Consider the following 24,811-nt stretch of genomic DNA (forward strand, 5'->3'; position numbering starts at 1 on the left):
TTTAATACTTTTGAAAAATGATTTGGCTTACAGATAAAATTGAATTTCCAAAACCCGAAACTGCTTCTGAAGAAGGTGTAATTGCTTTGGGTGGAGATTTGTCTGAAGAACGATTGGTATTAGCGTACAAAAACGGAATTTTCCCTTGGTATTCTGATGACGACCCAATTGTTTGGTATTGTCCGCCAAAAAGAATGGTCTTATATCCAGGGGAATTAAAAATTTCTAAATCGATGCAAAAAATCATCAAAAAAGGAAATTTTACAATTACAGAAAATACTGCTTTTAACGAAGTCATTTTCAATTGCAAACACATTCTTAGAAACGATGATTTTGGAACTTGGATTACTGATGAAATGGAACAAGCCTACATCAATCTACATAAAAAAGGAATCGCAAAATCGGTAGAAGTTTGGTTTTACGATACTGCTGCAAAAAAACAAGTTTTGGTTGGAGGTTTATACGGAATTGATTTAGAAAATGGAGTTTTTTGTGGAGAAAGCATGTTTAGTTTGGTAAGCAATGCATCAAAATTAGCGTTTATACATTTAGTCCAATCTTTCGACTCCGCTCAAGACAAGCATAATTACAAATTGATAGATTGCCAAGTGTATAATGATCATTTGGCAAGTTTAGGCGCTGTAGAAATTTCTAGGAAAGCCTTTTTAAAACAGCTTTAAATTTTAATTCTTTAGCGGCAACTTTTCAGCAGGTCTAAATTCTGTAATTCCTTTTTCTTTCATTGTTTTCTCTATTTCTTTAATGGTTGTTGGCACAAAAGCACTCATGTTTTCTACGCCAGTTGCAGTTACCAAAGCAACATCTTCAATTCTAACATACAAGCGTTCTTCTGGAATCCAAATCATAGGATCAATTGTAAAAACCATTCCTTCTTTTAAAAGTTTTCCACGAACGCGCCCAACATCATGAACCCCCATTCCTACTGGATGTTGAAAATGCCCTCTAAATTTGACACCCTTTTGCACTGCTTTTAAATGATTCGGATTTGCAAAGGTTTTTCCCTTTAAATACTCTTTCATATCTGCTGCTGCATTGTCTAAAACTTCGTTAGAAGTTACGCCAGGTTTTATGTATTTAAATAAAGCATCTTTATATGCAATGATGTATTCGTATAAAGCAGTTTGTGCTTTGTCAAATTTTCCGTTTACAGGCCAAATTCTAGTAACATCACTTGTATAATATTTATAATCTGGAGCGTAATCCATCAACACCAAATCACCATTTTTTAACACATCCGTTTTATGAAAATAATGCCCCATAAAAGCATTTGTTCCTCCACCAATAATTGCTGGATATGCATCTCCTTGTGCATCGTGTTGATAAAAAATATATTTTGCTGCCGCTGCTAATTGATATTCATACACTCCAGCTTTGGTAGATTTCATCGCTTCTATAATTGCCAAACCTGCAATTTGTGTAGCTTTTCTAATAATTTCAATTTCTTTTTTGCTTTTTATCAAGCGCATGTCATCTAAAGTTGGTGATAAATCTTTGATTACAAACTGAGGAAAACGTTCGTTTAATAATTTTTTAAAATGCGATTCTCTTGAAGCTTGTCCGTCCCAAGGATCTGAAGCTGCTCTTGCATGCCCGTGAACCAATTCGTCTCTACTGTCTGTTCCTGTTTCTGCAGGACTTAATGGTGTGTATAAAATGGAAACTCCATCTTTTATCAACCCGGATCCAGCTAAATCAGACGATAAAAACTCAATCGCTTTTACTTGATTTACTCCTGTTAGTTTGATGATTATTTCTGTATCTTCTGCGGATAATATTTTTCCTTGACTGCGTTCTCTTCCAATATCTCTGTGAGGTAAATACAACGTTGTGGTTTTTCTTTTTCCACTGAATAATACATACGCATGACCAGTTTCAATTCCTGTTAAATAATAAAAAGTATTTGTTTGTCTAAGCGCTTCAAACCCATCTACACTTCTTGCTCCTTGAATTAAAGCAATTCCGTTTGTACCAATTGCGTCAAATATTTTAGCTCTTCTTTCGTTAAAATCTTGAATAGAAAAATCTGTTTGATAATAGTGTCTTTCTTGGGCTTGAATACTTATTAGTGTTAAGAAAGAAAATAAAAAAAATGCTTTAAAGAAGTAGTTCGTTTTCATACTTATTAAATTAGGTTAGCGTTTTTATGCTGTTACATAATAAGAAGCAATTTAAGATATTTTTAATATTTATTTCTCTTTTTATTTTTTTGAGCTGATTTTATTAGTTTTCCAAGGTTTTTATCTTTCTTTTTCTTGTCTTGTGTCGTGGATTCGAAGAATTGTTTTTCGCGTTCCATTTTTAAATAGTTGTCATAACTATCTTTATCAATTTTACTATTTTCAATGGCGTCTAAAATCGCACAACCATTCTCGTGAACATGGGAGCAATCAGAAAAACGACATTCATCAGACACTGCAAGGATACTTTCAAAAGTTAATTCTAACCCGCTAGAATTTTCAGTAATTCCAATTTCTCGCATTCCGGGATTGTCAATAATAATTCCACCGCTTTCTAAAACGATTAGTTCTCTGTGTGTTGTAACATGTTTTCCTCTATCAACACTTTCGCTAATTGCGCCAGTTTTCATCAGTCCCTCTCCAGAAATACTATTTAGTAATGTTGATTTACCTACGCCAGATGAACCCAATAAACAATACGTTTTTCCTTTTTCTATTTTTGATTTTAGTACCTCTATTCCAATATTGGTTTCGTTGCTAATCGGAATAATTTCTGTGTTTTGTATTCGGTTAGAAACCTCTTTTAAGATGGATTCTAATTCAGTTTCAGAAATCAAATCAATCTTCGTTAAAATAATAATTGGAGCAACATTAGAAGCGTTACAAATGGTTAAGTAACGTTCTAATCTGTTGATATTAAAATCTCTGTTTACCGCTTGTACAATAAAGCCAACATCAATATTTGTTGCGATTAGTTGTTTCTGGCCATGTCTGCCAACAGCTTGTCTTTCTACTTTAGAGTTTCTTTTAAAAACATGATGAATTAATGCTTTGTTGGTGTCGTATTCAGATATTGCAACCCAATCGCCAACAGCAGGAAAATCACTTCGATCTTGAGAATTAAAACGCAAATTACCTATCAACTCGGCTTCGAAAGCTCCAGTTTCATTTTTCACAACATAACGTTCTTTATGTTCTGTGATTACCCGAGCAACCTTAAAATTTGACAAGTCATTTTTAATTCGATAATTTTCTAATTCGGTTGTGTATCCTAAATTTTCTAACGTCATTTTCGCATTCTTAAAACATTCTGATTGGTTTCTTTCATCACATATTCTTTAATGACTTTAAAACCGTGTTTTTCGTAAAAAGGTTTTCCGATTTTGTTTTCTTCAAAAACTTCTACTTCTAAGGTGTCATGGAATTGATTCATGTGATTTACAAGTGCAGTTCCAATTCCTTTTGATTGTTGATTTGGATCAACAAATAAACCGCCAATTTCGTTATTCAACATCGCAATAAAACCAAGAATGTTTCCAGATTCTTCATAAACCCACGTATTAGAATTTGGTAAATACATTTCTTTCATAGCTTTTTTTACCATTTGATGAAACTCATCACTTAAAAAAGGATGCGCTATTAAAGCTGCGTTTTCCCAAATCTCTAATAACCTTGGAATTTCAGTTTCGTTATATTTTCTAATCATTTTTTAAATTTAAATCGAGCTAAGTTATCATATTCAATAGTATGAAACAAAAGATATAGAAAGAATTGTATCTTTGAATATTTAAAAGGAAAACTACAATTCATGGGAATAAAAACCACACAAAAGCAAGTTGACGATTGGATTAAAAACCACGGAGTTCGTTATTTTAACGAGTTAACAAACATGGCGCAATTGACAGAAGAAGTTGGAGAAGTAGCAAGAATTATTGCGAGACGTTATGGTGAGCAAAGCGAAAAAGAATCGGATAAATCAAAAGATTTAGGAGAAGAATTGGCAGATGTTTTGTTTGTGACTTTGTGTTTGGCAAATCAAACCGGAGTAGACTTACAAGCAGCTTTTGATAAAAAACTAGCGGTTAAAACAACACGAGATCACGATAGACATCACAATAATAAAAAACTACAATAATGACCATATTAGAAAAACTAAAATCTCCAGGGTTCTGGATAAATTTTTTAAAAATTGCGCTTCCGTTTTTGCTATTTGTAACACTCATTTCGTTATTTATGACGAGTTGGAGAGCTATTTTTGCTGGCGATTTTGCAGAAGTAAATGAAGTGAATTTTACTGAAGGGAAATGGCAACGCTTTTGGGGCTTTAAAATTGGAATTAGCTTTTTGTATGCGTTGTATATGACAATTAGAAAAACAAAATAAATCATAAAAAAAAAGAGGCTTTTTTAAAGCCTCTTTTTTGTTTTAAAATGTCTCATCGAGCGGACATTGAAATTATTTTTATTTATCTAATTGAATTAAATCTATTTGATTGTCTTTTACCTTTTGGTTGAGCTGTTTTACATCGTTGTTAAATAATACATATAATTTTGACAATTCCTTATCAATATCTCTAACAATCTCATTTTTAAAAGCAATAGCTGGGTCGGTTGGTTTATATGTGCCCATTCTTGTTAGCGAATTTAAATGGGCTAACTTATTGTTCAATCTGATTGGGAAATTCAACGGATCTTGTCCGCTTTTACTTTTTGTTTGATACAAAGTAGTCTCAATTTTTGTGATTTTTTTAGCCAACTCGTCAGCAAAAGACAACAATTCTTTATTTTTTTGCTTGTCTTTAATAGCGCTTTTTAATGTTTTAATTTGCGCTTTTACTTTTCCAACGTTAATCAGTGCTTTATGTATTTCTGATATTTTTTTATTGATGTCATTGATAAAATCGAATTGCAATTTCATGTCTGCTAAAGAATTTTCAGAAACAGGATTTTTTAAAATGGTAAATGGTTTTTCGATAATAGATTTATTTACAGATAAACTAACGGTATAGTTTCCAGGCAATGCCATTGGTCCGTTTAAAGAAGCCCACCACAAAATCATTCCTTTCACTTTCGTCGCATCAGGATACATCATATTCCAATAAAACACATTGCTTCCTTTTTTAACAGCTAATTTTTTTTCGTTTTCTTTTGTATTTGGATGATTGCTAAATTTTTGAATTACTTTTTTAGAAGCATCATAAAAGGATACTGAAACAGTGTCTTTTTTAGTAAACTCGTTTACATTAAAATATACCGCAACCCCACCAGGATGATTGATTCCTTGTGTTTTAGAAGTTTTACCATTTCCTCCACTTAGTTGATAACTGGCTTTTGGAGTAAACAACGTAACCTTTTCTTTATTTGTGTTGGTTGTAAGTTGATGGATTGGCGTTAAATCATCAATAATCCAAAAAGCTCTCCCTTGTGTAGCCGCAATTAAATTATCGTCTTTAATAGCCAAATCTGTAATAGGAACAATCGGCAAATTCAATTGAAATTTCTCCCAATTCTTTCCATCATCAAATGAAATATACATTCCTCTTTCTGTACCTGCATACAATAGCCCTTTGCGTTTTGGGTCAGCTCTTAATGTCCTTGTAAAGTCTTCGTCTCCAATTCCGTTAACCAATAATTTCCATGATTTTCCGTAGTTTTCTGTTTTGTAGATATATGGTTTGTAGTCTCCAGACTTGTATTTTGTTCCTACAATATAAACGCTCCCTTTTTCAAACGGATTTATCTCGATTGAATTAATCATCATCCATTCGGGCATTTTTTTAGGAGTCACATTTTTCCAGCTTTTTCCGCCATCTCTAGTTACGTGAACTAATCCATCATCTGAACCTGTCCAAATAAGATTTTTTTCTGATGGAGATTCTGCAATAGCAAAAATAGTTCCGTAATATTCTACACCTGTATTGTCTTTGGTGATTGGTCCGCCTGAAGGACCTAATGTTTTAGGGTCATTTCTCGTTAAATCTGGACTGATTAATTCCCAAGATTGACCTTCATTATAGGTTACATGTAAATGATTTGAAGCAGCGTATAATTTGTTCTTTTGATTTGGAGAAAATAGAATTGGAAAATTCCATTGAAAGCGATATTTAAAATCTTCAGCTCCGTGTCCCATTGGATCATCTGGCCAAACATTAATTGCTCTAGCTTCACCCGTTTTATGATTTTTTCGTGTTAAAAAACCACTATAACTTCCACCATACACAATATCGTTATTATTTGGGTCTATAGCAATATGTGCGCTTTCTCCACCAGCTGTAGATTCCCAATCTCTATCGGTAATAAACCGTCCTCCAGTTCTATGAGAAATACGTACCGTAGAGTTGTCTTGTTGTGCTCCATAAATCCGATAGGGAAAATGATTATCGGTTACAACTCTGTAAAATTGCGCTGTAGGTTGATTGTTCATTGTAGACCAGTTGATGCCTGCATCAAAAGAAATTTGTGCGCCACCATCATCGCCAATAATCATTCGTTGATTGTCTTCTGGAGCAATCCATAAATCGTGATGATCTCCATGTGGAGCATTAAATGTTTTGTATGTTTTACCGCCATCTGTAGATTTATGATAGTTTACGTTTAAAATATAAATGATATTTTCGTCTTTTGTATCAGCATAAATACGTGTATAATACCAAGCTCTTTGTCTTAGTTTTCGTTCGCTATTAATTAGTTTCCAAGTTTTTCCGGCATCTTCAGATTTATAAACTCCACCATCTTTATTTTCTACTAATAACCAAACAAAATCAGAATTTACTGGAGAAACAGCAACACCGCTAATTCCCCAAATCCCTTTTGGCAATCCTTTGTTTTCAGAAATATTGTTCCAGGTTTCTCCACCATCTGTACTTTTCCATAAAGCAGAACCATCTCCACCACTAGATAAACTGTATGGTGTTCTTCTAATATTCCAGGTTGTTGCGTATAAAATACGAGCATTGTTTGGATCGATGATTAAATCAACTACACCAGCATCTTTGTTTGCAAATAACACTTTTCTCCATGTTTCTCCACCATTCATAGATTTATAGACACCCCGTTCTTCAGAAGATTTGTATAGATCTCCCATGACACCTGCATAGACAATATCTGAGTTTTTAGGATGAATTCGAATTCTTGGAATATGTCTAGAGTTTGGCAACCCCATGTGTTTCCATGTTTTTCCTGCATCAACAGTTTTCCAAATTCCGTCTCCTGAAGAAACATTTCCTCTTACGGTAACTTCACCAGTACCAATATAAATGACATTGTTATCCCAGTCGCTAACCGCAACAGATCCAACTGATCCGCCAAAAAAACCATCAGAAATATTAGCCCAAGAATTCCCTGCATCCGTAGTTTTCCAGACTCCACCACCGGTAGAACCCATATAAAATAAATTTGATTTTCCAGAAACGCCAGTAACAGCAGCACTTCTTCCACCTCTAAATGGGCCAATATTTCGCCATTTTATTGCACTATAATTTTCCTCAGAAAATTTGGTGGTATTCTTTTGTGCATTAACTTTGTGGCTAGTAGCAATTAGAAGTATCGCCACAGATAAAATTAAGTTTTTCATAAATGTTAGTTTGGTTATTGTTTCTAAAATTACAAATTTTTAATGAATAGAACTTTGATTTTTCATCTATTAACAAATAAAACAAAACTAAACGCAGAAATTGCTATTTCTGGTTCTAAAAGTGAATCAAACAGATTGTTAATTTTACAACAGCTAATTGATGGTTTAGAAATAGAAAATGTATCAGATTCTGATGATTCTAAATATTTAGAAAAAGCATTAAATTCTTCGGATGAAACCATTGATATTGGTCATGCCGGAACAGCAATGCGCTTTTTAACCTCTTATTTTTCGATCAAAGAAGGAAGAGAAGTTGTATTAACGGGCTCTAAAAGAATGCAAAACAGACCTATTGAAATTTTGGTAAACGCATTACAGGATTTGGGTGCAAATATTTCTTATGAAAGTAAAATTGGCTATCCACCAATTCGCATAAAAGGAACGAAGCTGGTTAAAGATAAAGTTCAAATTAACGGAGATGTAAGTAGTCAATATATTTCTTCATTAATGCTGATTGCTGCTAGTTTACCAAAAGGTTTAGAAATTGAATTGTTAGGTAAAATTACTTCGGTTCCGTATATAAATATGACGTTGAGTTTATTGCAAGAACTTGGAATTGAAGCCCGTTTTATAGAAAATAAAATCACTGTAAAACCTTTTCATTCATCAATAACAAAAAGGATAATCGTAGAATCTGATTGGAGTTCGGCTTCGTATTTCTACAGCCTTATTGCTCTGAGTGCTGTTGGTTCAGAAATCACATTATCATCTTACAAAGAAAATAGTTTACAGGGCGATTCTTGTTTGGCAGAAATCTATCAACATTTCGGTGTTTCAACTACTTTTAAAGAAGATTCAATTGTATTAACTAAAAAGAAAACTCATGTTTCAAAAGGCATAATTCAAAACTTGAGTAACGCGCCAGACATTGCGCAAACTATTGCTGTTACTTGTTTTGGATTGGGAATTTCTTGTGAGTTAACGGGTTTGCACACGTTAAAAATCAAAGAAACTGATAGATTGGTTGCTTTAGAAAATGAATTGACAAAATTAGGTGCAATAATCTCTGTGACAAATGATAGTTTAACGTTAAAAGAATCTACAAAAATCAACCCAAATATTGCCATAGAAACCTATAAAGATCACAGAATGGCAATGGCTTTTGCTCCTTTAGCAATCAAAGTTCCAATAACAATTTTAGACGCCAGTGTGGTCACAAAATCGTATCGAAATTTTTGGAAAGATCTGCAACAAATTGGTTTTCAAATAGACCCAAATTAAATTAAACCGCAAAACACTTGACAACGCCTATTTCGATGTCGTATATTTGCCAGCATTCTTAGAAAAATAACTACATGAAATTATCGCATTTTAATATTGATTTGCCAGATGAATTATTGGCAAAATTTCCAGCAGAACACAGAGATGAATCTCGTTTAATGGTGTTAAATAGAAAAGAAAAAACTATAGAACACAAAAGATTTAAAGATCTTATTGATTATTTTGATGAAGGTGATGTGATGGTTTTGAATAACACAAAAGTATTTCCTGCAAGAATGTTTGGAAATAAAGAAAAAACCGGAGCACGTATCGAAGTGTTTTTGTTGAGAGAATTAAATCAAGAAAACAGATTGTGGGATGTTTTGGTAGATCCAGCAAGAAAAATTAGAATTGGAAACAAATTGTTTTTTGGAGAAGATGACAGTTTAGTTGCAGAAGTAATTGATAATACAACTTCTAGAGGTAGAACGTTACGATTTTTATTTGATGGTTCTTATGAAGAATTTAGAGCAAAATTATTGGAATTGGGACAAACTCCGTTGCCTAAAGAAATTGACAGACCTGTAGAAGAATCAGATACAGAGCGGTACCAAACAATTTATGCAAAACATGAAGGAGCAGTTGCTGCACCATCAGCAGGATTGCACTTTTCTAAACATTTAATGAAACGTTTAGAGATTAAAGGTATCGATTTTTCTGAAGTTACCTTGCATGTTGGTTTGGGAACTTTTGCTCCAGTTGAAGTAGAAGATTTATCGAAACATAAAATGGATTCTGAGCAAATCGTTATTTCTAATGAAACATCAAAAAGAATTAACGACGCTTTAACCAATAAGAAAAGAGTTTGTGCTGTTGGTACAACAGTAATGCGTACAATTGAATCGTCTGTGTCATCAAACGGAAGATTGAATGCTTTTGAAGGTTGGACAAATAAATTTATTTTCCCTCCGTACGAATTTAGCATTGCAAACTGTATGATTACAAATTTTCATAAGTCTAAATCGACGTTATTAATGCAAGCTGCCGCTTTTGGTGGTTACGATTTTGTAATGGAAGCATACGAAGTAGCAATTAAAGAAAAATACAACTTCTCTTCTTACGGAGACGCAATGTTGATTATATAATTTGAAGATTAAAAAATTCAAGAATTGAAAAACTGGTACTTTTTAAGCTACCAGTTTTTTATTTTAACTTTACAACTTAATTTTTAAGGGTGAAAAAAAAGAAAGACATACGCGCATTAACCAAAGATCAATTACGAGCTTTTTTTGTAGAAAACGGAGATAAAGCGTTTCGTGGCAATCAAGTGTACGAATGGTTGTGGGGAAAAGTGGTGCATTCTTTTGAAGACATGACAAATATTTCTTTGGAAACCAGAGAAATGTTACAAGAAAACTTTGTCATCAATCATATTGAAGTTGATAATATTCAGCGTAGTAAAGACGGTACTGTAAAAAACGCCGTTCGTTTACACGATGGTTTGGTGGTAGAGTCTGTGTTGATTCCTACGGATACTAGAACAACAGCTTGTGTTTCTAGTCAAGTTGGTTGTAGTTTAGATTGCAAGTTTTGTGCAACATCGCGTTTAAAAAGAATGCGAAACTTAAATCCTGATGAAATTTACGATCAAGTTGCCGCAATCAACAAAGAAAGTTTATTGTATTACAATCATAAATTATCAAATATTGTGTTTATGGGAATGGGAGAACCCCTAATGAATTACAATAATGTGATCAAATCGATTGAAAAAATTACATCTCCAGAAGGATTGGGAATGTCGCCAAAAAGAATTACAGTTTCTACTTCTGGCGTTCCAAAAATCATCAAAAAAATGGCAGATGACGATGTGAAATTTAACTTAGCAGTTTCTTTACATTCTGCAATTGATGAAGTGAGAACTTCCATTATGCCGTTTAATGCAACGTTTCCGTTGAAAGATTTAAAAGAATCCTTAGAATATTGGTACGAAAAAACACAACGAAGAATCACCTACGAATATGTTGTTTGGGGAGGAATTAACGACAGAAAAGAAGATATTGAAGCATTGATTCAGTTTTGTAGTTACGTGCCATGTAAAGTCAATTTGATAGAATACAATCCAATTGATGATGGAGAGTTTCAACAAGCAAGTCCGCAAGCAATCAACAATTATATTTCTAATTTAGAAATGCACGGAATTGTAGTAAATGTGCGTCGTTCTAGAGGAAAAGACATCGATGCAGCTTGTGGTCAATTGGCGAATAAATCATAGAGAAACTAGATGTCTGTTTGAGCGCAGTCGAGAACTTTTTATAAGGGAAAATTTCCTTACTTTTGATTTTAAATTACTGACCTTTCGACTGCGCTCAAGGTGACAAGTAAAAACATTATGAAACCAGTAGAGCAAATAAAACTTCCTATTAAAAACGAAATGGAACTCTTTGAAGAGAAATTCAAAGAATCGATGCTTACCAAAGTTCCGTTACTAAACAGAATTACCTATTATATTGTTCGACGAAAAGGAAAACAAATGCGTCCGATGTTTGTTTTTTTAGTTGCAAAAATGGTTTCTGATGGCGGTTTTGACGAACGAACATATCGTGGAGCTTCTGTTGTAGAACTGATTCATACTGCTACTTTGGTACATGATGATGTGGTTGACGACAGCAATAGAAGAAGAGGTTTTTTCTCTGTAAACGCACTTTGGAAAAATAAAATTGCCGTTTTAGTGGGCGATTTTTTATTGTCTAAAGGATTGTTGCTTTCTATTGATAACGAAGATTTTGATTTGTTAAAATTGATTTCTATTGCCGTTCGCGAAATGAGTGAAGGCGAATTACTACAAATAGAAAAAGCACGAAAATTAGATATTACCGAAGAGGTGTATTTTGAAATTATCCGTAAGAAAACAGCAACTTTAATTGCTGCTTGTTGTGGAATCGGAGCTGCTTCTGTTGGTGCAAACCAAGAAACGGTTCAACAAATGAGAAAGTTTGGAGAATATATCGGAATTGCATTTCAAATTAAAGACGATTTGTTTGATTATACCGATGACAAAATTGGCAAACCAACCGGAATCGACATTAAGGAGCAAAAAATGACCTTGCCTTTAATTTACACCTTAAACACGTGTTCAGAAAAAGATAAAAACTGGATCATCAATTCGGTAAAAAAACACAATAAAGACCAAAAAAGAGTAAAAGAAGTCATCACTTTTGTAAAAGAAAATGGGGGAATTGAATACACCATTTCTAAAATGAACGATTACAAAAATAGAGCGTTGACTATTTTAGAAAACTATCCAAAATCAGCGTATAAAGATTCACTTTTACAAATGATTGATTATGTTGTGGAGCGTAAAGTGTAATTGCTGATTGTTACAAATTTAAAGCTTACTCGTTTAATTAACAAGTAAACTAATAAAACAAAGTGTACCTTAGAATAGTAGTTGCCAAGAACAAAATTCGTTTATAAATGTGCACTTTGTTGGTTTACAGAGATTTTTAATAATTCTTCAACAAAATCTCTTTTATTAGACAACCTTGGCACTTTGTGTTGTCCGCCTAATTTTTGTTTTTGTTTGAGCCAATTGTAAAATAATCCTTTTTCTGCAACATGAATTTTCGGCAAATCCAATGTCATATTATGATAACGTTTTGCTTCGTAATCAGAATTGATAGACTTTAACGCATTGTCTAACAGTTCGGTAAAATAATCTAAACTTTTGGGTGCTTTTTTAAATTCAATAATCCATTCGTGTCCGCCACTAGATTTTCCTTCCATAAAAATAGGAGCAACCGTATAATCTGTAATGGTAGCTTTTGTTTTTTTACACGCTAATTTTAAAGCATCTTCTGTGTTTTCAATAATCAATTCTTCACCAAAAACATTGATAAAATGTTTGGTTCTTCCTGTAATTTTTATGCGATATGGATTTGTTGATGTAAATTTTACAGTATCGCCAATTAAATAGCGCCACAAACCGCCATTTGTAGTAATTACCATGGCGTAGTTTACGTTCTTTTTTACTTTTGATAACGGAATTGTTTTCGAATTTTCTCCTTCGTAAGCATCCATCGGAATAAATTCATAGAAGATTCCGTAATCTAACATTAACAACAATTCTAGTGAATTATTTCTGTCTTGTAATCCAAAGAATCCTTCGGATGCATTATAGGTTTCGTAATATTTAAAATCGGCTTTCGGAATCAGTTTTTTGTATTGTTCTCTGTATGGATTAAAATTGACGCCGCCATGAAAATAGACTTCTAAATTTGGCCAAACTTCTAAAATAGTGTCTTTTCCTGTTTTTTCTAACACACGATTTAACAATAATAACATCCAACTTGGTACGCCCACTAAACTGGTAATGTCTTCATGAATAGTTTCCTCAACAATGGCGTCCATTTTGGTTTCCCATTCGCTCATTAATGCTGTTTCTTGACTCGGAGCAGAACTAAAATCCGCCCAAAAAGGAAGATTTTCTGTAATAATTGCTGATAAATCTCCGAAATACGAATTGTTGTCTTCATAAATTGCTGAACTTCCACCAAGCTTTAATCCTTTTCCAGTAAATAATTGTGTGTCTTCATTGTTGTTAATGTACAAGCACAACATGTCTTTTCCGGCTTTTAAATGACAATATTCCAACGCTTCATCACTCACAGGAATAAATTTACTTTTGGCATTCGTAGTTCCGCTAGACTTTGCAAACCATTTTATTGGAGTTGGCCAAAAAATATTTTGTTCTCCTCTTCTACAACGTTCTATTAATGGCTCAAAAGTTTCGTATTTCTGAATCGGAACGGCGTTTGTAAAATCTGTATAATCTCTAATGGATGAAAAATAATGTGCTTTTCCAAATTCTGTATTCTGAGCAGTATCCAATAATTTAAGCAACAATTCGTCTTGAACATCTAAAGGATACTTTAAAAACAGCTCCATTTGATGCTTTCGTTTTTTTAAAAACCAAGAAATAATTGAGTTTACGAAAGGAAATGCCATTTGGTTTGTTTCTCGTTTAATTTATGAATACAAAATTCTTAAAACTTGCTTTTTTATAGTAAGTTTGTTTGTTGTCGATTATCAACGGAGTTAAAAATACTAAAAATAGTTGTATGCAATATCAAGGAGTCTTAAAAAAAATGCCCACAGAAAATTTAGAGATCATTCAATATTATTTAGAATTGGGTGACGACTTCTTAAATATGAATCAGTTATTGGGTAAAACCATTACAATGACCTTTGTAAAATACGAATGTTTAAACTGTCATTTAAACAAAGAAATTTACCGACAAGGATTTTGTAAAAACTGTTTTTTTGAAACTCCAACTGCTGGCGATTGGATAATGAGACCAGAATTAAGTACCGCACATTTAGGAATCGAAGACCGAGATTTAGAATACGAAAAACAAGTGCAATTAAAGCCGCATATTGTGTATTTAGCAAATTCTAGCAATGTAAAAGTTGGTGTCACTAGAAAACAACAAGTTCCGACGCGTTGGATAGATCAAGGCGCACATGAAGCGATTGAAATTGTAGAAGTGCCAAACAGATATTTAGCCGGAATTACAGAAGTAGCCTTGAAAGAATTTGTTGCCGATAAAACCAATTGGCGAAAAATGTTAAAGAATGATATTGTGGATGAAAACTTGGTAGCATGGAGAAACAAATTAGCCCAATACATTCCGGATGAAGCAAAAAAATATTTTATAGAAAATAATACAGAAACCAATTTGAATTTTCCGGTGGATAAATATCCGCTAAAACCAAAAAGTTTAAACTTGGTAAAGGAACATTCTTATACAGGAACGTTAGTGGGTATAAAAGGACAATATTTAATTTTTGAAGACGAAACCGTTTTTAATGTCAGAGCAAATGAAGGTTTGGTGGTAAGTATTAATATGTAAATGAATTAATTTTTTAATGTAACAATTGCTCAACTTTGTGACTTTGTTACTCTTTTAACTTTGTAATTGAAAAATGAAAAACAACATCCTAAAAGTAGCACTAGCACAAATTTCACCCGTTTGGTTGAACAAAGAAAAAACACTTCAAAAGATTGAGAAATCAATTATTGATGCTGCCAAAGAAAACTGCGAACTCATTGTTTTTGGAGAAGCATTATTGCCAGGGTATCCATTTTGGATTGCGTTAACAAACGGCGCAGAATGGGATTCGAAAGTTCAAAAAGAAATTCATGCTCATTATGTTCGTAATTCTATCACGATTGAAAAAGGCGAATTAAATTCGGTTTGTGAATTGGCGAAAAAACATCAGATTTCTATTTATCTAGGGATTATGGAACGTGCAGAAAATAGAGGCGGACATAGTATTTATGCTTCGTTGGTTTATATCAATCAAGAAGGAGAAATAAAATCTGTTCATAGAAAATTACAACCAACTTTTGATGAGCGTTTAACGTGGGCGCCAGGAGACGGAAATGGTTTGCAAGTACATCCTTTAAAAGAATTTACAGTTGGTGGATTGAATTGTTGGGAAAATTGGATGCCGTTGCCAAGAACTGCTTTGTATGGTTTGGGAGAAAATTTACACATTGCAGTTTGGCCTGGAAGCGATCATAATACCAAAGATATCACACGATTTATCGCAAGAGAATCTCGTTCTTTTGTAATTTCAGTTTCTAGTTTAATGGCAAAGACTGATTTCCCAAAAGAAACGCCACATGTTGACAAAATCATCAAAGATGCGCCAGATATTTTAGCAAACGGAGGTTCTTGTATTGCTTCTCCAAATGGAGAATGGTTGGTGGAACCAGTGATTAATAAAGAAGGTTTGATTATTGAAACTTTAGATTTTAATCGTGTGCTAGAAGAACGTCAAAATTTTGATTGTGTTGGGCATTATTCGCGTCCAGATGTTACGAAATTGCATGTGAATCGTGAGCGTCAAAGTACTGTTTCTTATGATGATTTTTAAAAAACAATTCCCAAATTAAAAATCCATAAACGATTGTGTATTCTAGGCCAACAAACCACAAATTTTCTTTCCAAGGAAGATTAGAGTAGGCTTGGTAACTGAATATAATTACCAAACTCCAAACAATTGGAAAACGATATTTGGTAAAAACAGACAACAAAACTAAAGTTGCTAAATACCACGGATGCATCGTTGTTGTGGTAAAGTAATAAAAAGACAATCCGAATAACAACCCAGTAATGAGTTCTTTCGGACTTTTATTTTTTCTAAAAAAAGTGATAAACCCTAAAAACACAATTGCTAAAACCGGAATGATTTTTCCGATGACAGCAATTTCATTATAACCTCTAAACAGGTATCCAATTTCTCTAAAAATATAATAAAAACTTGCATTAAATTCGAAACTTCTAAACCACAATCCAACAGAATTAAAATAATTTTCAATCAATTCTGAATTGTAAAAGGGTAGAAAAAGTAATATAATTGTTGTGAAAATAATTAGATAGAACACAAATAGTTTTGTCATTCCTGCGAAGTCGAGAGATCTTTTTACAAACCATTGATAAAATAATGGTAGAAATAATAACGGAATTAATTTCACAGAAATAGAACAAGCTAATAATAATGCAGCCCACATCCATTTGTGTTTAAAAAGCAAATACAAACTCCAAATTAAAAAGAACAACAGCACAGGTTCAAAATGAATGTTTCCAGTTAATTCAATTATGATAAACGGATTTAATGCATATAAAAAGATGTTGTGAATTGGTAATTGTAGTTTTTCTAAGATTTTTTTTCCAAAGTAAATAATTCCGATATCTGCTAAAATTAGTTGAAGTCTAAACACAATTACTGAACCTAAAATACTGTTGCCAGCAAAAAGTGATGCGATATAAAAACTCAATTGATTTAACGGCGGATAATTGGTAAAATGACTGCCGTTTAAAGTTCCCATTTCGGCATACAATTCTGTTGCTTGGTTTACTGGAAATTCGTGTTGATTGATAAAGTTTTCTGGTAAATATAAATACGGATTCAATCCTTCGAAAAGCATTCTTCCGTCCCAAATAAAACGGTAAAAATCTTGTGATAAATTTGGAATTGAAAACAAGAAAATCAACCGAAATAAAATGGATAAACTGGTTAACAACTTCGTGTTTTCTTTTCCTTTTTTTAGGATGTAAAATGATGTTGCAAATAGCGAAATATATAAAAACAACACCATTGAAAATTGAGTTCTTTCTACATAAAATGCAAATAAAAAATAAAGAATGATTGTAAGAATTACTGCAATTATAAATCCTGTATTTTTTCTGCTGAAAACCATTATGCTTTAGAAAAAATAGATTTAAAAAACACGTAGCCAAATCCTAAAAACAACATCAAATGAAAAGGAAACAAACCAAAATCTCCACCTTGATTTCCAACCACAAAAGCGCTGTACATTCCAAATGCAAAATACAAGGCTAAAAATCCTTCTAAAATTACATGAACCGATACTTTTTTAGAAATGTATTTGTTGTTTTTCCAGCTGTCTTTTAATGAATTAATATTGAATTTTGGCGTTCTAATAAAATCGCTTTTTTTACCAAAATGACCTTCTAAAACGGCTATTGAATTGTGTAAGGAAAATCCCATCGCAATAGAAAAAAAGGTAAAAAAAGTAACAAGATATTTTAAGAAATTTTTAAATCCACCACCATAAATATTCCGAAACATAAACCAATAACAAATTAAAAATATGAAAGAACTTATCACAAAGAAACTCATCATATAAAAGTAGTTTTTTAAATGTGCATATTCATTTTTAATATATAACATGGGTATACTTAAAACGGCTACAATTAAAACATTTAAAAACATAGTGCTATTTAGTAAATGTAAAATTCCGTGGATTTTTGTTTTAAAATGAACGTTTTTATTAGACAAAACTCGCTTTGCCATTTTTTGAAAATTTTCTGCGCCGCCTTTGTTCCATCTAAACTGTTGCGATCTTGCTGCGCTAATAATAACGGGTAATTCAGCAGGAGTTTCTACGTGTTCTAAATATTTAAATTTCCAATTTTTTAACTGCGCCCTATAACTTAAATCTAAATCTTCAGTTAATGTGTCGCCTTCCCAATTACCAGCATCATAAATACATTCTTTTCGCCAAACACCCGCAGTTCCGTTAAAATTTATGAAATGGTTTTTGCTATTTCGCCCAACTTGTTCTAACGTAAAGTGTGCATCCAATGCAAAAGCTTGAATTCTTGTAAGTGTAGAATAATTTCTGTTGATATGTCCCCAACGTGTTTGAACAACGCCAATTTCTGGGTTTTTGAAATACGGAATGGTTTCTAACAACCAATTTTCTTTGGGTAAAAAGTCAGCATCAAAAATGGCAATAAATTGCCCTTTTGCATTTTTTAAACCTTCTTTTAGCGCTCCAGCTTTAAAGCCTTTTCTGTTGGTTCTTTGGATGTGTTTAATGTCGATTCCAGATTTTTGAAGCTCTTTTATTTGCTTCGATGTAGAAATAACAGATTCATCTGTAGAATCATCCAACACCTGAATTTCTAATTTGTCTTTTGGGTACTTTAATTTTACAATATTCGTTAACAAACGTTCCATTACATACAACTCATTATACACAGGAAGTTGAATGGTTATAAACGGAATTTCATTCGGATTAGAAAAATTAAATCTTTCTGAAGTGTCTTTGTTTTTTTGCGCTTTTAAATAATTAAAAAGCAGGTTGAGTTGTGCAATGGCGTACATAAAAATGAGTACCAAAGCAATGGTATAAATCGCTATAATTATATACGCAACTACAATCATTTAAAACTATATTTAAAAATCCAACCTAATATTTTAACTCCTGCCATCACACTTCCTTTTACAGTTCCAGAAACTTTAGAAACGCCAATTCTATTTCTGTATTTCATCGGAATTTCTACATACGTTAGTTTTTGTTTCAATGCTTTTAATTGCATTTCTACGGTCCAGCCGTAGGTTTTGTCCTCCATGTTTAAAGCTATTAATTTGTCGTATTTAATGGCTCTAAATGGACCTAAATCGGTAAATTTTGCACCAAAAAAAAGGCTCATTAAAAAAGTTGCTAACCAATTACCGAATACTTGTTGCGGCGTCATAGAATCTGTTTCTCGGAATCGTTTTACTCTTGCGCCAATTACAAAATCGATGTTATCATTGATAATTGGAGCAACAATTTCTGTTAATTGTTCTGGGTAATCAGAATAATCGCCATCTAAAAAAACAATAATTGCTGGTTTTACTTTTTGATTTGCGATATAATCCATTCCTTTTAAACAGGCAAAACCATAACCTTTTCTAGATTCTTTTAAAACTGTTGCTCCAGCATTTTTAGCATTTTCTTCAGTATTATCAGTAGAATTGTTGCTAATCACAATAATTTCATCCACGATTGATGGAATATCATGAATGACATTTGCAATAGAATCTTGCTCGTTATAAGCAGGGATGATTACTTTTATAATTGACATTAAAAATTTTTAAGTTTCGGCAAAAATACGATTGTTTCTTTGTTATTTGTCGTTAATCAACTTCATTAAATCAACATCATTTCCTAATAAAATTTCTGTCGGATTGATGCGTCCATCTTCTGGTCCGTTTTCTAATTTTAAAACACCACGCGGACAAACAGCAGAGCAAATTCCGCAACCCACACAACTAGAACGCACAATATTTTCTCCTTTCTGCGCGTAGGCTCTCACGTCAATTCCTTGTTCACAATACGTAGAACAATTTCCGCAAGAAATACATTGTCCGCCATTTGTGGTAATTCTAAAGCGCGATTTAAAACGTTGTACAAATCCTAAATAAGCAGCTAACGGACAACCAAAACGACACCAAACTCGGTTTCCAAAAATGGGATAAAATCCGGTTCCGATTACGCCAGCAAACCAAGCGCCAATCAAGAAGCTATAGGTGTCTTTTATCCATTGCGAATTGATTCCTAAAAAGGATTGTGATCCTGTAAAATAACAATACAATGTTACAGCGGTCATCACCAAAGAAAAGATTAACACCGAATGAATCAACCAGCGTTCTAATTTCCAAGATTTTAAGGTTTTGCTAGAATGTTGTCTGTACGGATCGCCCAATGTCTCTGCCAATCCGCCACAACCACAAACCCAAGAACAGTACCAGCGTTTCCCAAAGAAATAGACCATTACAGGAACGATCACTAAGGTTAACACAATTCCCCAAACTAAAATAAACAATCCGATGGAGCCGCTACTTTTTAAAGTTTCTAAATTCCATTCAAAGAAGAAATCATAATCTAACGGAAAAGCACTTTTAAAATCATATCCAGGCATGTTTAAGCTGGTCATAATTTCTGGAATTAAAAAAGCAAAGACAATTTGAAAAAATAAGACAGAAGTTGTTCTAATAATTTGATATTTATTGTGTCTGTATTTGATGTACATCCTTGTTGCCATCACCAACATAATTACACAATATAAAAAGCCGTATACAAACCATTGAGACGCTAAACCACCATTTAAAAATTTACTTAATGGATCAAAAATAAACGTCCAGTTTACAATATAATCTGGTACAAAATATAAGACCAAATAAAAAGAAACTAGATAGACAAGCACCAACCAAGCAATCCAACCACGATTTGTGCTCGATTCTAAATAAATCCCGTTGTTTTTAATTCCCGCTTTTCCCAATAAAATAACGTTTGGTAAAATAAAAAGAAGTGCGCCAAAAATGGCCAAACCAAAAGTAAGCCACCAAAATAAAACAGCATTTTCTTTTACAAAACCATTGCCAGCAATTTTGGCCATTTCAAAACTTAGTGAATGTGGTTTACCATAAATTTTATATTGATATTGTACTCCTTTTTTATCCCAATTTTTTTCTGAATCGTATTTTGTAATTAATGCATCATAATGATCATTTGAAACTTTAAAAGCGTTTCTAACACGACTAGAAAATTCGAAAATTGATAAATCTTTAGAAGTTACAACTGCTTTTTGTAGCTCGTCTTTTATCAGTTCATTTTTGTAGTTTTTCTCTTTGATGAAAGTATCAAATTCATCAGAAGTTAAAGAAAACGAACCTGTAAAAATAGTTCCCGTAAAAACGGTTAAACCAATTAAGAAAAGGATTAGACCTGTTTGTTTTATTGCTTTCATACTTATTAAGAGCTAAAAATTCTTTTCCAACTTTTCTTTTTCAGTTGGATGTTTGTATTGTTTTCTAGATTGAATTTTGCTACAATTTCTGCTTCATGTAATTTGTAAAACTCAGGGTCAAAATTAGCATCTGATAAATGTTCTAAGACATGATGTATAGAACGTTTTTCATTGAGGATTTTATCAAAAAACTCATGCCGCATTCTAATTCCGAAGGTGTTAATTCCGATAAATTCTTGGGTGTTTTTATCATAATTGATATGAATACATTTTTTACCACTTTTATGTTCCCAATAAAAACGAGCTTCATTTTCTTTTGGTTCTGCCCAAACCCAACCATAGGTTTGATATTCGATATCAAAAAATTTTGCGGAGTTAAACCAATGTCCAGGTTTGTATTCAATTTTATTTCCGCAAATTGTTTGCGCTAGCGTTTCTCCCATCATTCTTCCTGTGTACCAAACGGCTTCAATAGGTCTTCTTTGTCCGATTGCTTCGTGTTGTTCTGCACAATCACCAATGGCATAAATATTTTCAATATTGGTTTCTAAAAAACGATTCACTTTTACACCACGCCCGATTTCGATGTTTGAGTTTTTTAAAAAATCCACATTTGGAGAGACTCCAGCAGTTAATCCAACCACATTACATGCAATTTCTTCATTGGTTTCAGCAATAATGACCGATTTTACATTTCCGTTTTCATCAGCAATAATTTCTTTTAAATTGACTCCCAATCGCAAATCGATATGATTGTCTGTAATTTCTTTATTGATGATTTCAGATTCTTCTTTTGGCAATACATTTCCCCAAAAACTTGGTTCTCTTACTAAAAAAGTAACCGGAATATTTCTGCTATGTAACATTTCTACCAATTCAATTCCGATTAAACCACCACCAACAATTACAGCACGTTTACACACTTTGTTATCGGGCGCATATGTTTCTAAAGATTCTAAATCTTGTTTGTGATACATTCCCATAACGCCCTTTAAATCTTGACCAGGCCAACCAAATTTATTGGGTTTAGAACCCGTAGCGATGATGAGTTTGTCGTAAGTTAATTTTTCGCCATTAGAAAATTCAAGTTCATTTACATCAGAATTTACTTTTGATACAAACCCTTTTTTAAGGTTGATGCGGTTTTTTTTCCAAAACCAAGATTCATATGGTTGTGTGTGCTCAAATTTTAGGTGTCCCATATACACATACATCAGAGCAGTTCTAGAAAAGAAATACTCAGTTTCTGCAGAAATGATTGTGATTTCTTTGTCAGAGTTTTTTCTGATATGCCTGGCGGCTGTAACACCAGAGATTCCGTTTCCTATAATAACAATGTGCTCCATAAATTTCTTTGTTGGCTATTCTGTCGAGTTGTAAGTTACAAACTTAATATAAGATTCTAATTTATAATCAATTCAGATAAGTAAACTATTTTTAATTTCCGTTTGCTATTTATTTTATCAAAAAAACATACTTTAGAAGAATGAAAAGCACAAATTTTATTTTTCTGTTGATATTGCTGTTTTCTTGTACGAAACCTCATCAACCAGAGAAAATAAACGGAATTAGTTTTGTTGCTTCTAATGCTGCAATTGATACAAGCCACGTTGACCCAATTGTGGCAGTTAACGCAAATTATGTTGCTTTAATGCCTTTTGGTTTTTTTAGAGATTTAAAAAATCCAAAAATTATATACAATTCAAAAAGACAATGGTTTGGTGAAACCAGAAAAGGATTAGAACATTACGCAAAAGAGTTTAAAAAACGAAATGTAAAAATTATGTTGAAGCCTCAATTGTGGGCTTCAAGAGGTTTGTATACGGGTTTAATTAAAATGGAATCGGAAGAAAATTGGAAAATTTTAGAAGATTCGTATGAAGTTTTTATTTTAGAATTTGCTGATATCGCTCAGAAAATGAATGTAGATATTTTATGTATCGGAACCGAATTAGAAAAATTTGTAATCAAAAGACCATTATTTTGGAAGCAGTTAATTGCGAAAATTAAAAAGATTTATACTGGGAAATTAACCTATGCAGCAAATTGGGATGAGTTTAAAAGAGTTCCATTTTGGAACGATTTAGATTATATTGGAATTGATGCATATTTTTCTTTAAGTGATAAAAAAACACCAACAATTTTAGATTTTGAAAAAGGATGGAAACCACATAAAGCATCCATCAAAAAAATGCAACAAAAATTTAATAAACCAATTTTATTTACAGAATTTGGTTATAGAAGTGTCAATTTTAACGGGAAAAAACCATGGGAGTCAAATAGAGTAGAAGGAAGTGTTAATTTAGAAGCGCAAAAAAATGCAACGCAAGCAATCTACAATCAGTTTTGGAAAGAAAATTGGTTTGCTGGCGGATTTTTATGGAAATGGTATCACAATCATGAAAATGTTGGCGGAGAGAATAACAACCGATTTACACCACAAAATAAACCCACCGAAGCTTTAATTAAGAAATTATATAAAATAAATTAAAAACATGATAAATGTTATAATTTGCCTTGAGTCAATAACTTAAATTTGTTTTTATCCAAAATTTATATATCATGAAAAAAATTATTGTACCTATAGATTTTTCTGACCACTCAGAATATGCGTTAAAAGCAGCAGCCCTATTAGCAAAAAGACATCAAATTGAAATTGTAGTATTACACATGCTCGATATTAGCATTGCATCTTTGAGTGAAAGCGCAAGCGATTTACAAGCTCAATCTATTTTTTATTTAAAATTAGCAGAAAAAAGGTTTAGCTCTTTTTTAAAAAAGGACTATTTAAAAGAGGTTAAAGTTACTCCAATTATCAAACATTATTTATCCTTTAGAGAAATAAATGACATTGCTGAAGAAGTAAGTGCCGATTTAATAATCATGAGTTCTCATGGAGCAAGCGGAATAAAAGAACTTTTTGTAGGCTCAAACACAGAGAAAGTTGTCAGATTTTCAAGCATTCCTGTTTTAATTTTAAAAGAAGAGCTATTCGATTTAAATTTTGAAGATGTAGTATATGCATGTGATTTTTCTGAAAAATCAATTCCTGCTTATAAAAAAACAGTAAAATTAATGCATTTTTTTGGAGCAGAATTGCATTTGTTATATGTCAATTTACCAAACGATTCGTTTAAAACTTCTGCAGAAATGAAAGAAATGGCAGCTAATTTTTTAACAAAAGCAGATCAAGATAGTAGTAAACTTAAAGAAGTTACTTTTGAGTGTGAACTTACTATTGAAAAAGGAATTTTAAAATTTTCTCATAGAATTGGAGCAGATTTAATTGCCATTAGTACACACGGAAGAAAAGGGTTGTCTCATATCTTTGAAGGAAGCGTTGCCGAAGATTTAGGTAACCATTCAATGTTACCGGTAATTACAATTAAAATATAAACGATAAAAATAATTGTTTTTTTAGCAACATCCACCGCCATCATAACGTAAAGTAGAAGGAGAGAAAAAGAGGTCGTCTCTTCCTAAATTTTGTAATGCTTTTGCAGTTTTATTACAAATTGCTGTTTTTCTTGTAAAAATACAAGGTTCGACTTATGGGATTGAGCAGTATTTTTAAGTAAGTATTTTATTTAGAAAAATACTTTGAATTATTAGGGTTGTTTATTTCAAACTTAATGTATATTGAATCTCCTTTGTGTTTTTGACCAGTAAGTTTATTTGCCCAAAACCAGGTTTCATAAATTTTTCCTTTGTATATAATTCTATAATCAACTTTTTGGTAATAACCAGCCCTCCCTCTTTGTTTGAATTCTGTATTTGTAATTATTCCTTTTTTTACACCCGTTTTTCTTCCAAAAAAACGAGCTTCATCATTCCAAAATAAAGAAATAATATAAAATAAAAGTGCAGAAACTAATAGTGCTATACCAGTTT

General features: G+C 32.5%; 21 protein-coding genes. 11 read left to right on the top strand and 10 right to left on the bottom strand.

Features of this window, described 5'->3' with window-relative positions; genetic code table 11:
- The first annotated feature begins 17 nt into the window (after positions 1–17).
- Positions 18–680: a leucyl/phenylalanyl-tRNA--protein transferase gene (gene aat / locus KCTC32516_RS05660; protein ID WP_301402604.1), complete on the top strand. Its 663-nt coding sequence runs from the start codon at positions 18–20 to the stop codon at positions 678–680.
- 3 nt (positions 681–683) lie between these two features.
- Here aat and KCTC32516_RS05665 read toward each other — a convergent pair whose 3' ends face one another.
- The 3 genes from KCTC32516_RS05665 to KCTC32516_RS05675 form a co-directional block, all read right to left on the bottom strand.
- The gene (locus KCTC32516_RS05665; RefSeq protein WP_301402606.1) at positions 684–2,138 is read right to left on the bottom strand and encodes a M24 family metallopeptidase; all 1,455 of its coding nucleotides are present in this window, start codon (positions 2,136–2,138) and stop codon (positions 684–686) included.
- Positions 2,139–2,200: 62 nt separating this feature from the next.
- Positions 2,201–3,268 (bottom strand): ribosome small subunit-dependent GTPase A, encoded by a 1,068-nt coding sequence (gene rsgA, locus KCTC32516_RS05670; RefSeq protein WP_301402607.1) that lies wholly within the window; start codon positions 3,266–3,268, stop codon positions 2,201–2,203.
- Positions 3,265–3,684 carry an N-acetyltransferase gene (locus KCTC32516_RS05675; RefSeq protein WP_301402608.1) on the bottom strand — a complete coding sequence of 140 codons (420 nt, stop codon included), beginning with the start codon at positions 3,682–3,684 and terminating at the stop codon, positions 3,265–3,267. The genes rsgA and KCTC32516_RS05675 overlap by 4 nt, the downstream gene beginning before the upstream one ends.
- Before the next feature lie 102 nt (positions 3,685–3,786).
- On the opposite strand from KCTC32516_RS05675, the gene KCTC32516_RS05680 reads away from it, so the two are divergent.
- The gene (locus KCTC32516_RS05680) at positions 3,787–4,113 is read left to right on the top strand and encodes a nucleotide pyrophosphohydrolase (RefSeq protein WP_301402609.1); all 327 of its coding nucleotides are present in this window, start codon (positions 3,787–3,789) and stop codon (positions 4,111–4,113) included.
- Positions 4,113–4,361 carry a hypothetical protein gene (locus KCTC32516_RS05685; protein WP_301402610.1) on the top strand — a complete coding sequence of 83 codons (249 nt, stop codon included), beginning with the start codon at positions 4,113–4,115 and terminating at the stop codon, positions 4,359–4,361. Before KCTC32516_RS05680 ends, KCTC32516_RS05685 begins: the two co-directional genes overlap by 1 nt.
- Before the next feature lie 78 nt (positions 4,362–4,439).
- Here KCTC32516_RS05685 and KCTC32516_RS05690 read toward each other — a convergent pair whose 3' ends face one another.
- Positions 4,440–7,550 carry a WD40/YVTN/BNR-like repeat-containing protein gene (locus tag KCTC32516_RS05690; RefSeq protein WP_301402611.1) on the bottom strand — a complete coding sequence of 1,037 codons (3,111 nt, stop codon included), beginning with the start codon at positions 7,548–7,550 and terminating at the stop codon, positions 4,440–4,442.
- Positions 7,551–7,592: 42 nt separating this feature from the next.
- On the opposite strand from KCTC32516_RS05690, the gene KCTC32516_RS05695 reads away from it, so the two are divergent.
- From KCTC32516_RS05695 to KCTC32516_RS05710, 4 genes are all read left to right on the top strand, one after another.
- On the top strand, positions 7,593–8,831 hold the full coding sequence (locus KCTC32516_RS05695; protein WP_301402613.1) for a 3-phosphoshikimate 1-carboxyvinyltransferase: 1,239 nt from the start codon (positions 7,593–7,595) through the stop codon (positions 8,829–8,831).
- A 74-nt stretch (positions 8,832–8,905) separates the two neighbouring features.
- On the top strand, positions 8,906–9,955 hold the full coding sequence (queA, locus tag KCTC32516_RS05700; RefSeq protein ID WP_301402614.1) for a tRNA preQ1(34) S-adenosylmethionine ribosyltransferase-isomerase QueA: 1,050 nt from the start codon (positions 8,906–8,908) through the stop codon (positions 9,953–9,955).
- A gap of 89 nt (positions 9,956–10,044) precedes the next feature.
- The gene (gene rlmN, locus KCTC32516_RS05705) at positions 10,045–11,082 is read left to right on the top strand and encodes a dual-specificity RNA methyltransferase RlmN (protein ID WP_301402616.1); all 1,038 of its coding nucleotides are present in this window, start codon (positions 10,045–10,047) and stop codon (positions 11,080–11,082) included.
- 117 nt (positions 11,083–11,199) lie between these two features.
- Entirely contained in the window at positions 11,200–12,177 is a 978-nt protein-coding gene (locus tag KCTC32516_RS05710) for a polyprenyl synthetase family protein (RefSeq protein WP_301402618.1), read from the top strand.
- Between the two features lie 101 nt (positions 12,178–12,278).
- Here the strand turns inward: KCTC32516_RS05710 and KCTC32516_RS05715 are convergent, their stop codons facing one another.
- Positions 12,279–13,814: a GH3 auxin-responsive promoter family protein gene (locus tag KCTC32516_RS05715; protein ID WP_301402620.1), complete on the bottom strand. Its 1,536-nt coding sequence runs from the start codon at positions 13,812–13,814 to the stop codon at positions 12,279–12,281.
- Positions 13,815–13,927: 113 nt separating this feature from the next.
- Here KCTC32516_RS05715 and KCTC32516_RS05720 point away from each other — a divergent pair, with 113 nt between their 5' ends.
- Together KCTC32516_RS05720 and KCTC32516_RS05725 are read left to right on the top strand one after the other, a co-directional pair.
- On the top strand, positions 13,928–14,719 hold the full coding sequence (locus KCTC32516_RS05720; RefSeq protein WP_301402621.1) for a DUF2797 domain-containing protein: 792 nt from the start codon (positions 13,928–13,930) through the stop codon (positions 14,717–14,719).
- A 73-nt stretch (positions 14,720–14,792) separates the two neighbouring features.
- Positions 14,793–15,749 carry a carbon-nitrogen hydrolase family protein gene (locus tag KCTC32516_RS05725; protein WP_301402622.1) on the top strand — a complete coding sequence of 319 codons (957 nt, stop codon included), beginning with the start codon at positions 14,793–14,795 and terminating at the stop codon, positions 15,747–15,749.
- Here the strand turns inward: KCTC32516_RS05725 and KCTC32516_RS05730 are convergent.
- The 5 genes from KCTC32516_RS05730 to KCTC32516_RS05750 are packed head-to-tail and all read right to left on the bottom strand — an operon-like array spanning position 15,691 to position 22,266.
- The gene (locus tag KCTC32516_RS05730) at positions 15,691–17,076 is read right to left on the bottom strand and encodes an MptA/MptB family glycosyltransferase (protein WP_301402623.1); all 1,386 of its coding nucleotides are present in this window, start codon (positions 17,074–17,076) and stop codon (positions 15,691–15,693) included. The two genes, KCTC32516_RS05725 and KCTC32516_RS05730, sit on opposite strands and share 59 nt — an antisense overlap.
- On the bottom strand, positions 17,076–18,569 hold the full coding sequence (locus KCTC32516_RS05735; protein ID WP_436410108.1) for a cellulose synthase family protein: 1,494 nt from the start codon (positions 18,567–18,569) through the stop codon (positions 17,076–17,078). Before KCTC32516_RS05735 ends, KCTC32516_RS05730 begins: the two co-directional genes overlap by 1 nt.
- Entirely contained in the window at positions 18,566–19,255 is a 690-nt protein-coding gene (locus KCTC32516_RS05740; RefSeq protein WP_301402624.1) for a glycosyltransferase family 2 protein, read from the bottom strand. The genes KCTC32516_RS05735 and KCTC32516_RS05740 overlap by 4 nt, the downstream gene beginning before the upstream one ends.
- A gap of 42 nt (positions 19,256–19,297) precedes the next feature.
- Positions 19,298–20,920 carry a 4Fe-4S binding protein gene (locus tag KCTC32516_RS05745; RefSeq protein ID WP_301402625.1) on the bottom strand — a complete coding sequence of 541 codons (1,623 nt, stop codon included), beginning with the start codon at positions 20,918–20,920 and terminating at the stop codon, positions 19,298–19,300.
- A gap of 5 nt (positions 20,921–20,925) precedes the next feature.
- Positions 20,926–22,266: an NAD(P)/FAD-dependent oxidoreductase gene (locus tag KCTC32516_RS05750; RefSeq protein WP_301402627.1), complete on the bottom strand. Its 1,341-nt coding sequence runs from the start codon at positions 22,264–22,266 to the stop codon at positions 20,926–20,928.
- Between the two features lie 140 nt (positions 22,267–22,406).
- Here KCTC32516_RS05750 and KCTC32516_RS05755 point away from each other — a divergent pair, with 140 nt between their 5' ends.
- Together KCTC32516_RS05755 and KCTC32516_RS05760 are read left to right on the top strand one after the other, a co-directional pair.
- Positions 22,407–23,411, top strand: coding sequence for a glycoside hydrolase family 113 (locus KCTC32516_RS05755; RefSeq protein ID WP_301402629.1), 1,005 nt, complete (start codon positions 22,407–22,409; stop codon positions 23,409–23,411).
- Positions 23,412–23,482: 71 nt separating this feature from the next.
- Complete coding sequence (locus KCTC32516_RS05760; protein WP_301402630.1) at positions 23,483–24,316, top strand: universal stress protein; 834 nt, start codon at positions 23,483–23,485, stop codon at positions 24,314–24,316.
- Positions 24,317–24,811 lie beyond the last annotated feature (495 nt).

Source organism: Polaribacter huanghezhanensis, assembly GCF_030444335.1.
Taxonomy (GTDB): Bacteria; Bacteroidota; Bacteroidia; order Flavobacteriales; family Flavobacteriaceae; genus Polaribacter; species Polaribacter huanghezhanensis.

Excerpts from the sequence above, each read along its gene's own strand:
- aat (WP_301402604.1), top strand. The coding sequence starts at position 18 with ATGATTTGGCTTACAGATAAAATTGAATTTCCAAAACCCGAAACTGCT.
- KCTC32516_RS05665 (WP_301402606.1), bottom strand. The coding sequence starts at position 2,138 with ATGAAAACGAACTACTTCTTTAAAGCATTTTTTTTATTTTCTTTCTTA.
- rsgA (WP_301402607.1), bottom strand. The coding sequence starts at position 3,268 with ATGACGTTAGAAAATTTAGGATACACAACCGAATTAGAAAATTATCGA.
- KCTC32516_RS05675 (WP_301402608.1), bottom strand. The coding sequence starts at position 3,684 with ATGATTAGAAAATATAACGAAACTGAAATTCCAAGGTTATTAGAGATT.
- KCTC32516_RS05680 (WP_301402609.1), top strand. The coding sequence starts at position 3,787 with ATGGGAATAAAAACCACACAAAAGCAAGTTGACGATTGGATTAAAAAC.
- KCTC32516_RS05685 (WP_301402610.1), top strand. The coding sequence starts at position 4,113 with ATGACCATATTAGAAAAACTAAAATCTCCAGGGTTCTGGATAAATTTT.
- KCTC32516_RS05690 (WP_301402611.1), bottom strand. The coding sequence starts at position 7,550 with ATGAAAAACTTAATTTTATCTGTGGCGATACTTCTAATTGCTACTAGC.
- KCTC32516_RS05695 (WP_301402613.1), top strand. The coding sequence starts at position 7,593 with ATGAATAGAACTTTGATTTTTCATCTATTAACAAATAAAACAAAACTA.
- queA (WP_301402614.1), top strand. The coding sequence starts at position 8,906 with ATGAAATTATCGCATTTTAATATTGATTTGCCAGATGAATTATTGGCA.
- KCTC32516_RS05710 (WP_301402618.1), top strand. The coding sequence starts at position 11,200 with ATGAAACCAGTAGAGCAAATAAAACTTCCTATTAAAAACGAAATGGAA.
- KCTC32516_RS05715 (WP_301402620.1), bottom strand. The coding sequence starts at position 13,814 with ATGGCATTTCCTTTCGTAAACTCAATTATTTCTTGGTTTTTAAAAAAA.
- KCTC32516_RS05720 (WP_301402621.1), top strand. The coding sequence starts at position 13,928 with ATGCAATATCAAGGAGTCTTAAAAAAAATGCCCACAGAAAATTTAGAG.
- KCTC32516_RS05725 (WP_301402622.1), top strand. The coding sequence starts at position 14,793 with ATGAAAAACAACATCCTAAAAGTAGCACTAGCACAAATTTCACCCGTT.
- KCTC32516_RS05730 (WP_301402623.1), bottom strand. The coding sequence starts at position 17,076 with ATGGTTTTCAGCAGAAAAAATACAGGATTTATAATTGCAGTAATTCTT.
- KCTC32516_RS05735 (WP_436410108.1), bottom strand. The coding sequence starts at position 18,569 with ATGATTGTAGTTGCGTATATAATTATAGCGATTTATACCATTGCTTTG.
- KCTC32516_RS05740 (WP_301402624.1), bottom strand. The coding sequence starts at position 19,255 with ATGTCAATTATAAAAGTAATCATCCCTGCTTATAACGAGCAAGATTCT.
- KCTC32516_RS05745 (WP_301402625.1), bottom strand. The coding sequence starts at position 20,920 with ATGAAAGCAATAAAACAAACAGGTCTAATCCTTTTCTTAATTGGTTTA.
- KCTC32516_RS05750 (WP_301402627.1), bottom strand. The coding sequence starts at position 22,266 with ATGGAGCACATTGTTATTATAGGAAACGGAATCTCTGGTGTTACAGCC.
- KCTC32516_RS05755 (WP_301402629.1), top strand. The coding sequence starts at position 22,407 with ATGAAAAGCACAAATTTTATTTTTCTGTTGATATTGCTGTTTTCTTGT.
- KCTC32516_RS05760 (WP_301402630.1), top strand. The coding sequence starts at position 23,483 with ATGAAAAAAATTATTGTACCTATAGATTTTTCTGACCACTCAGAATAT.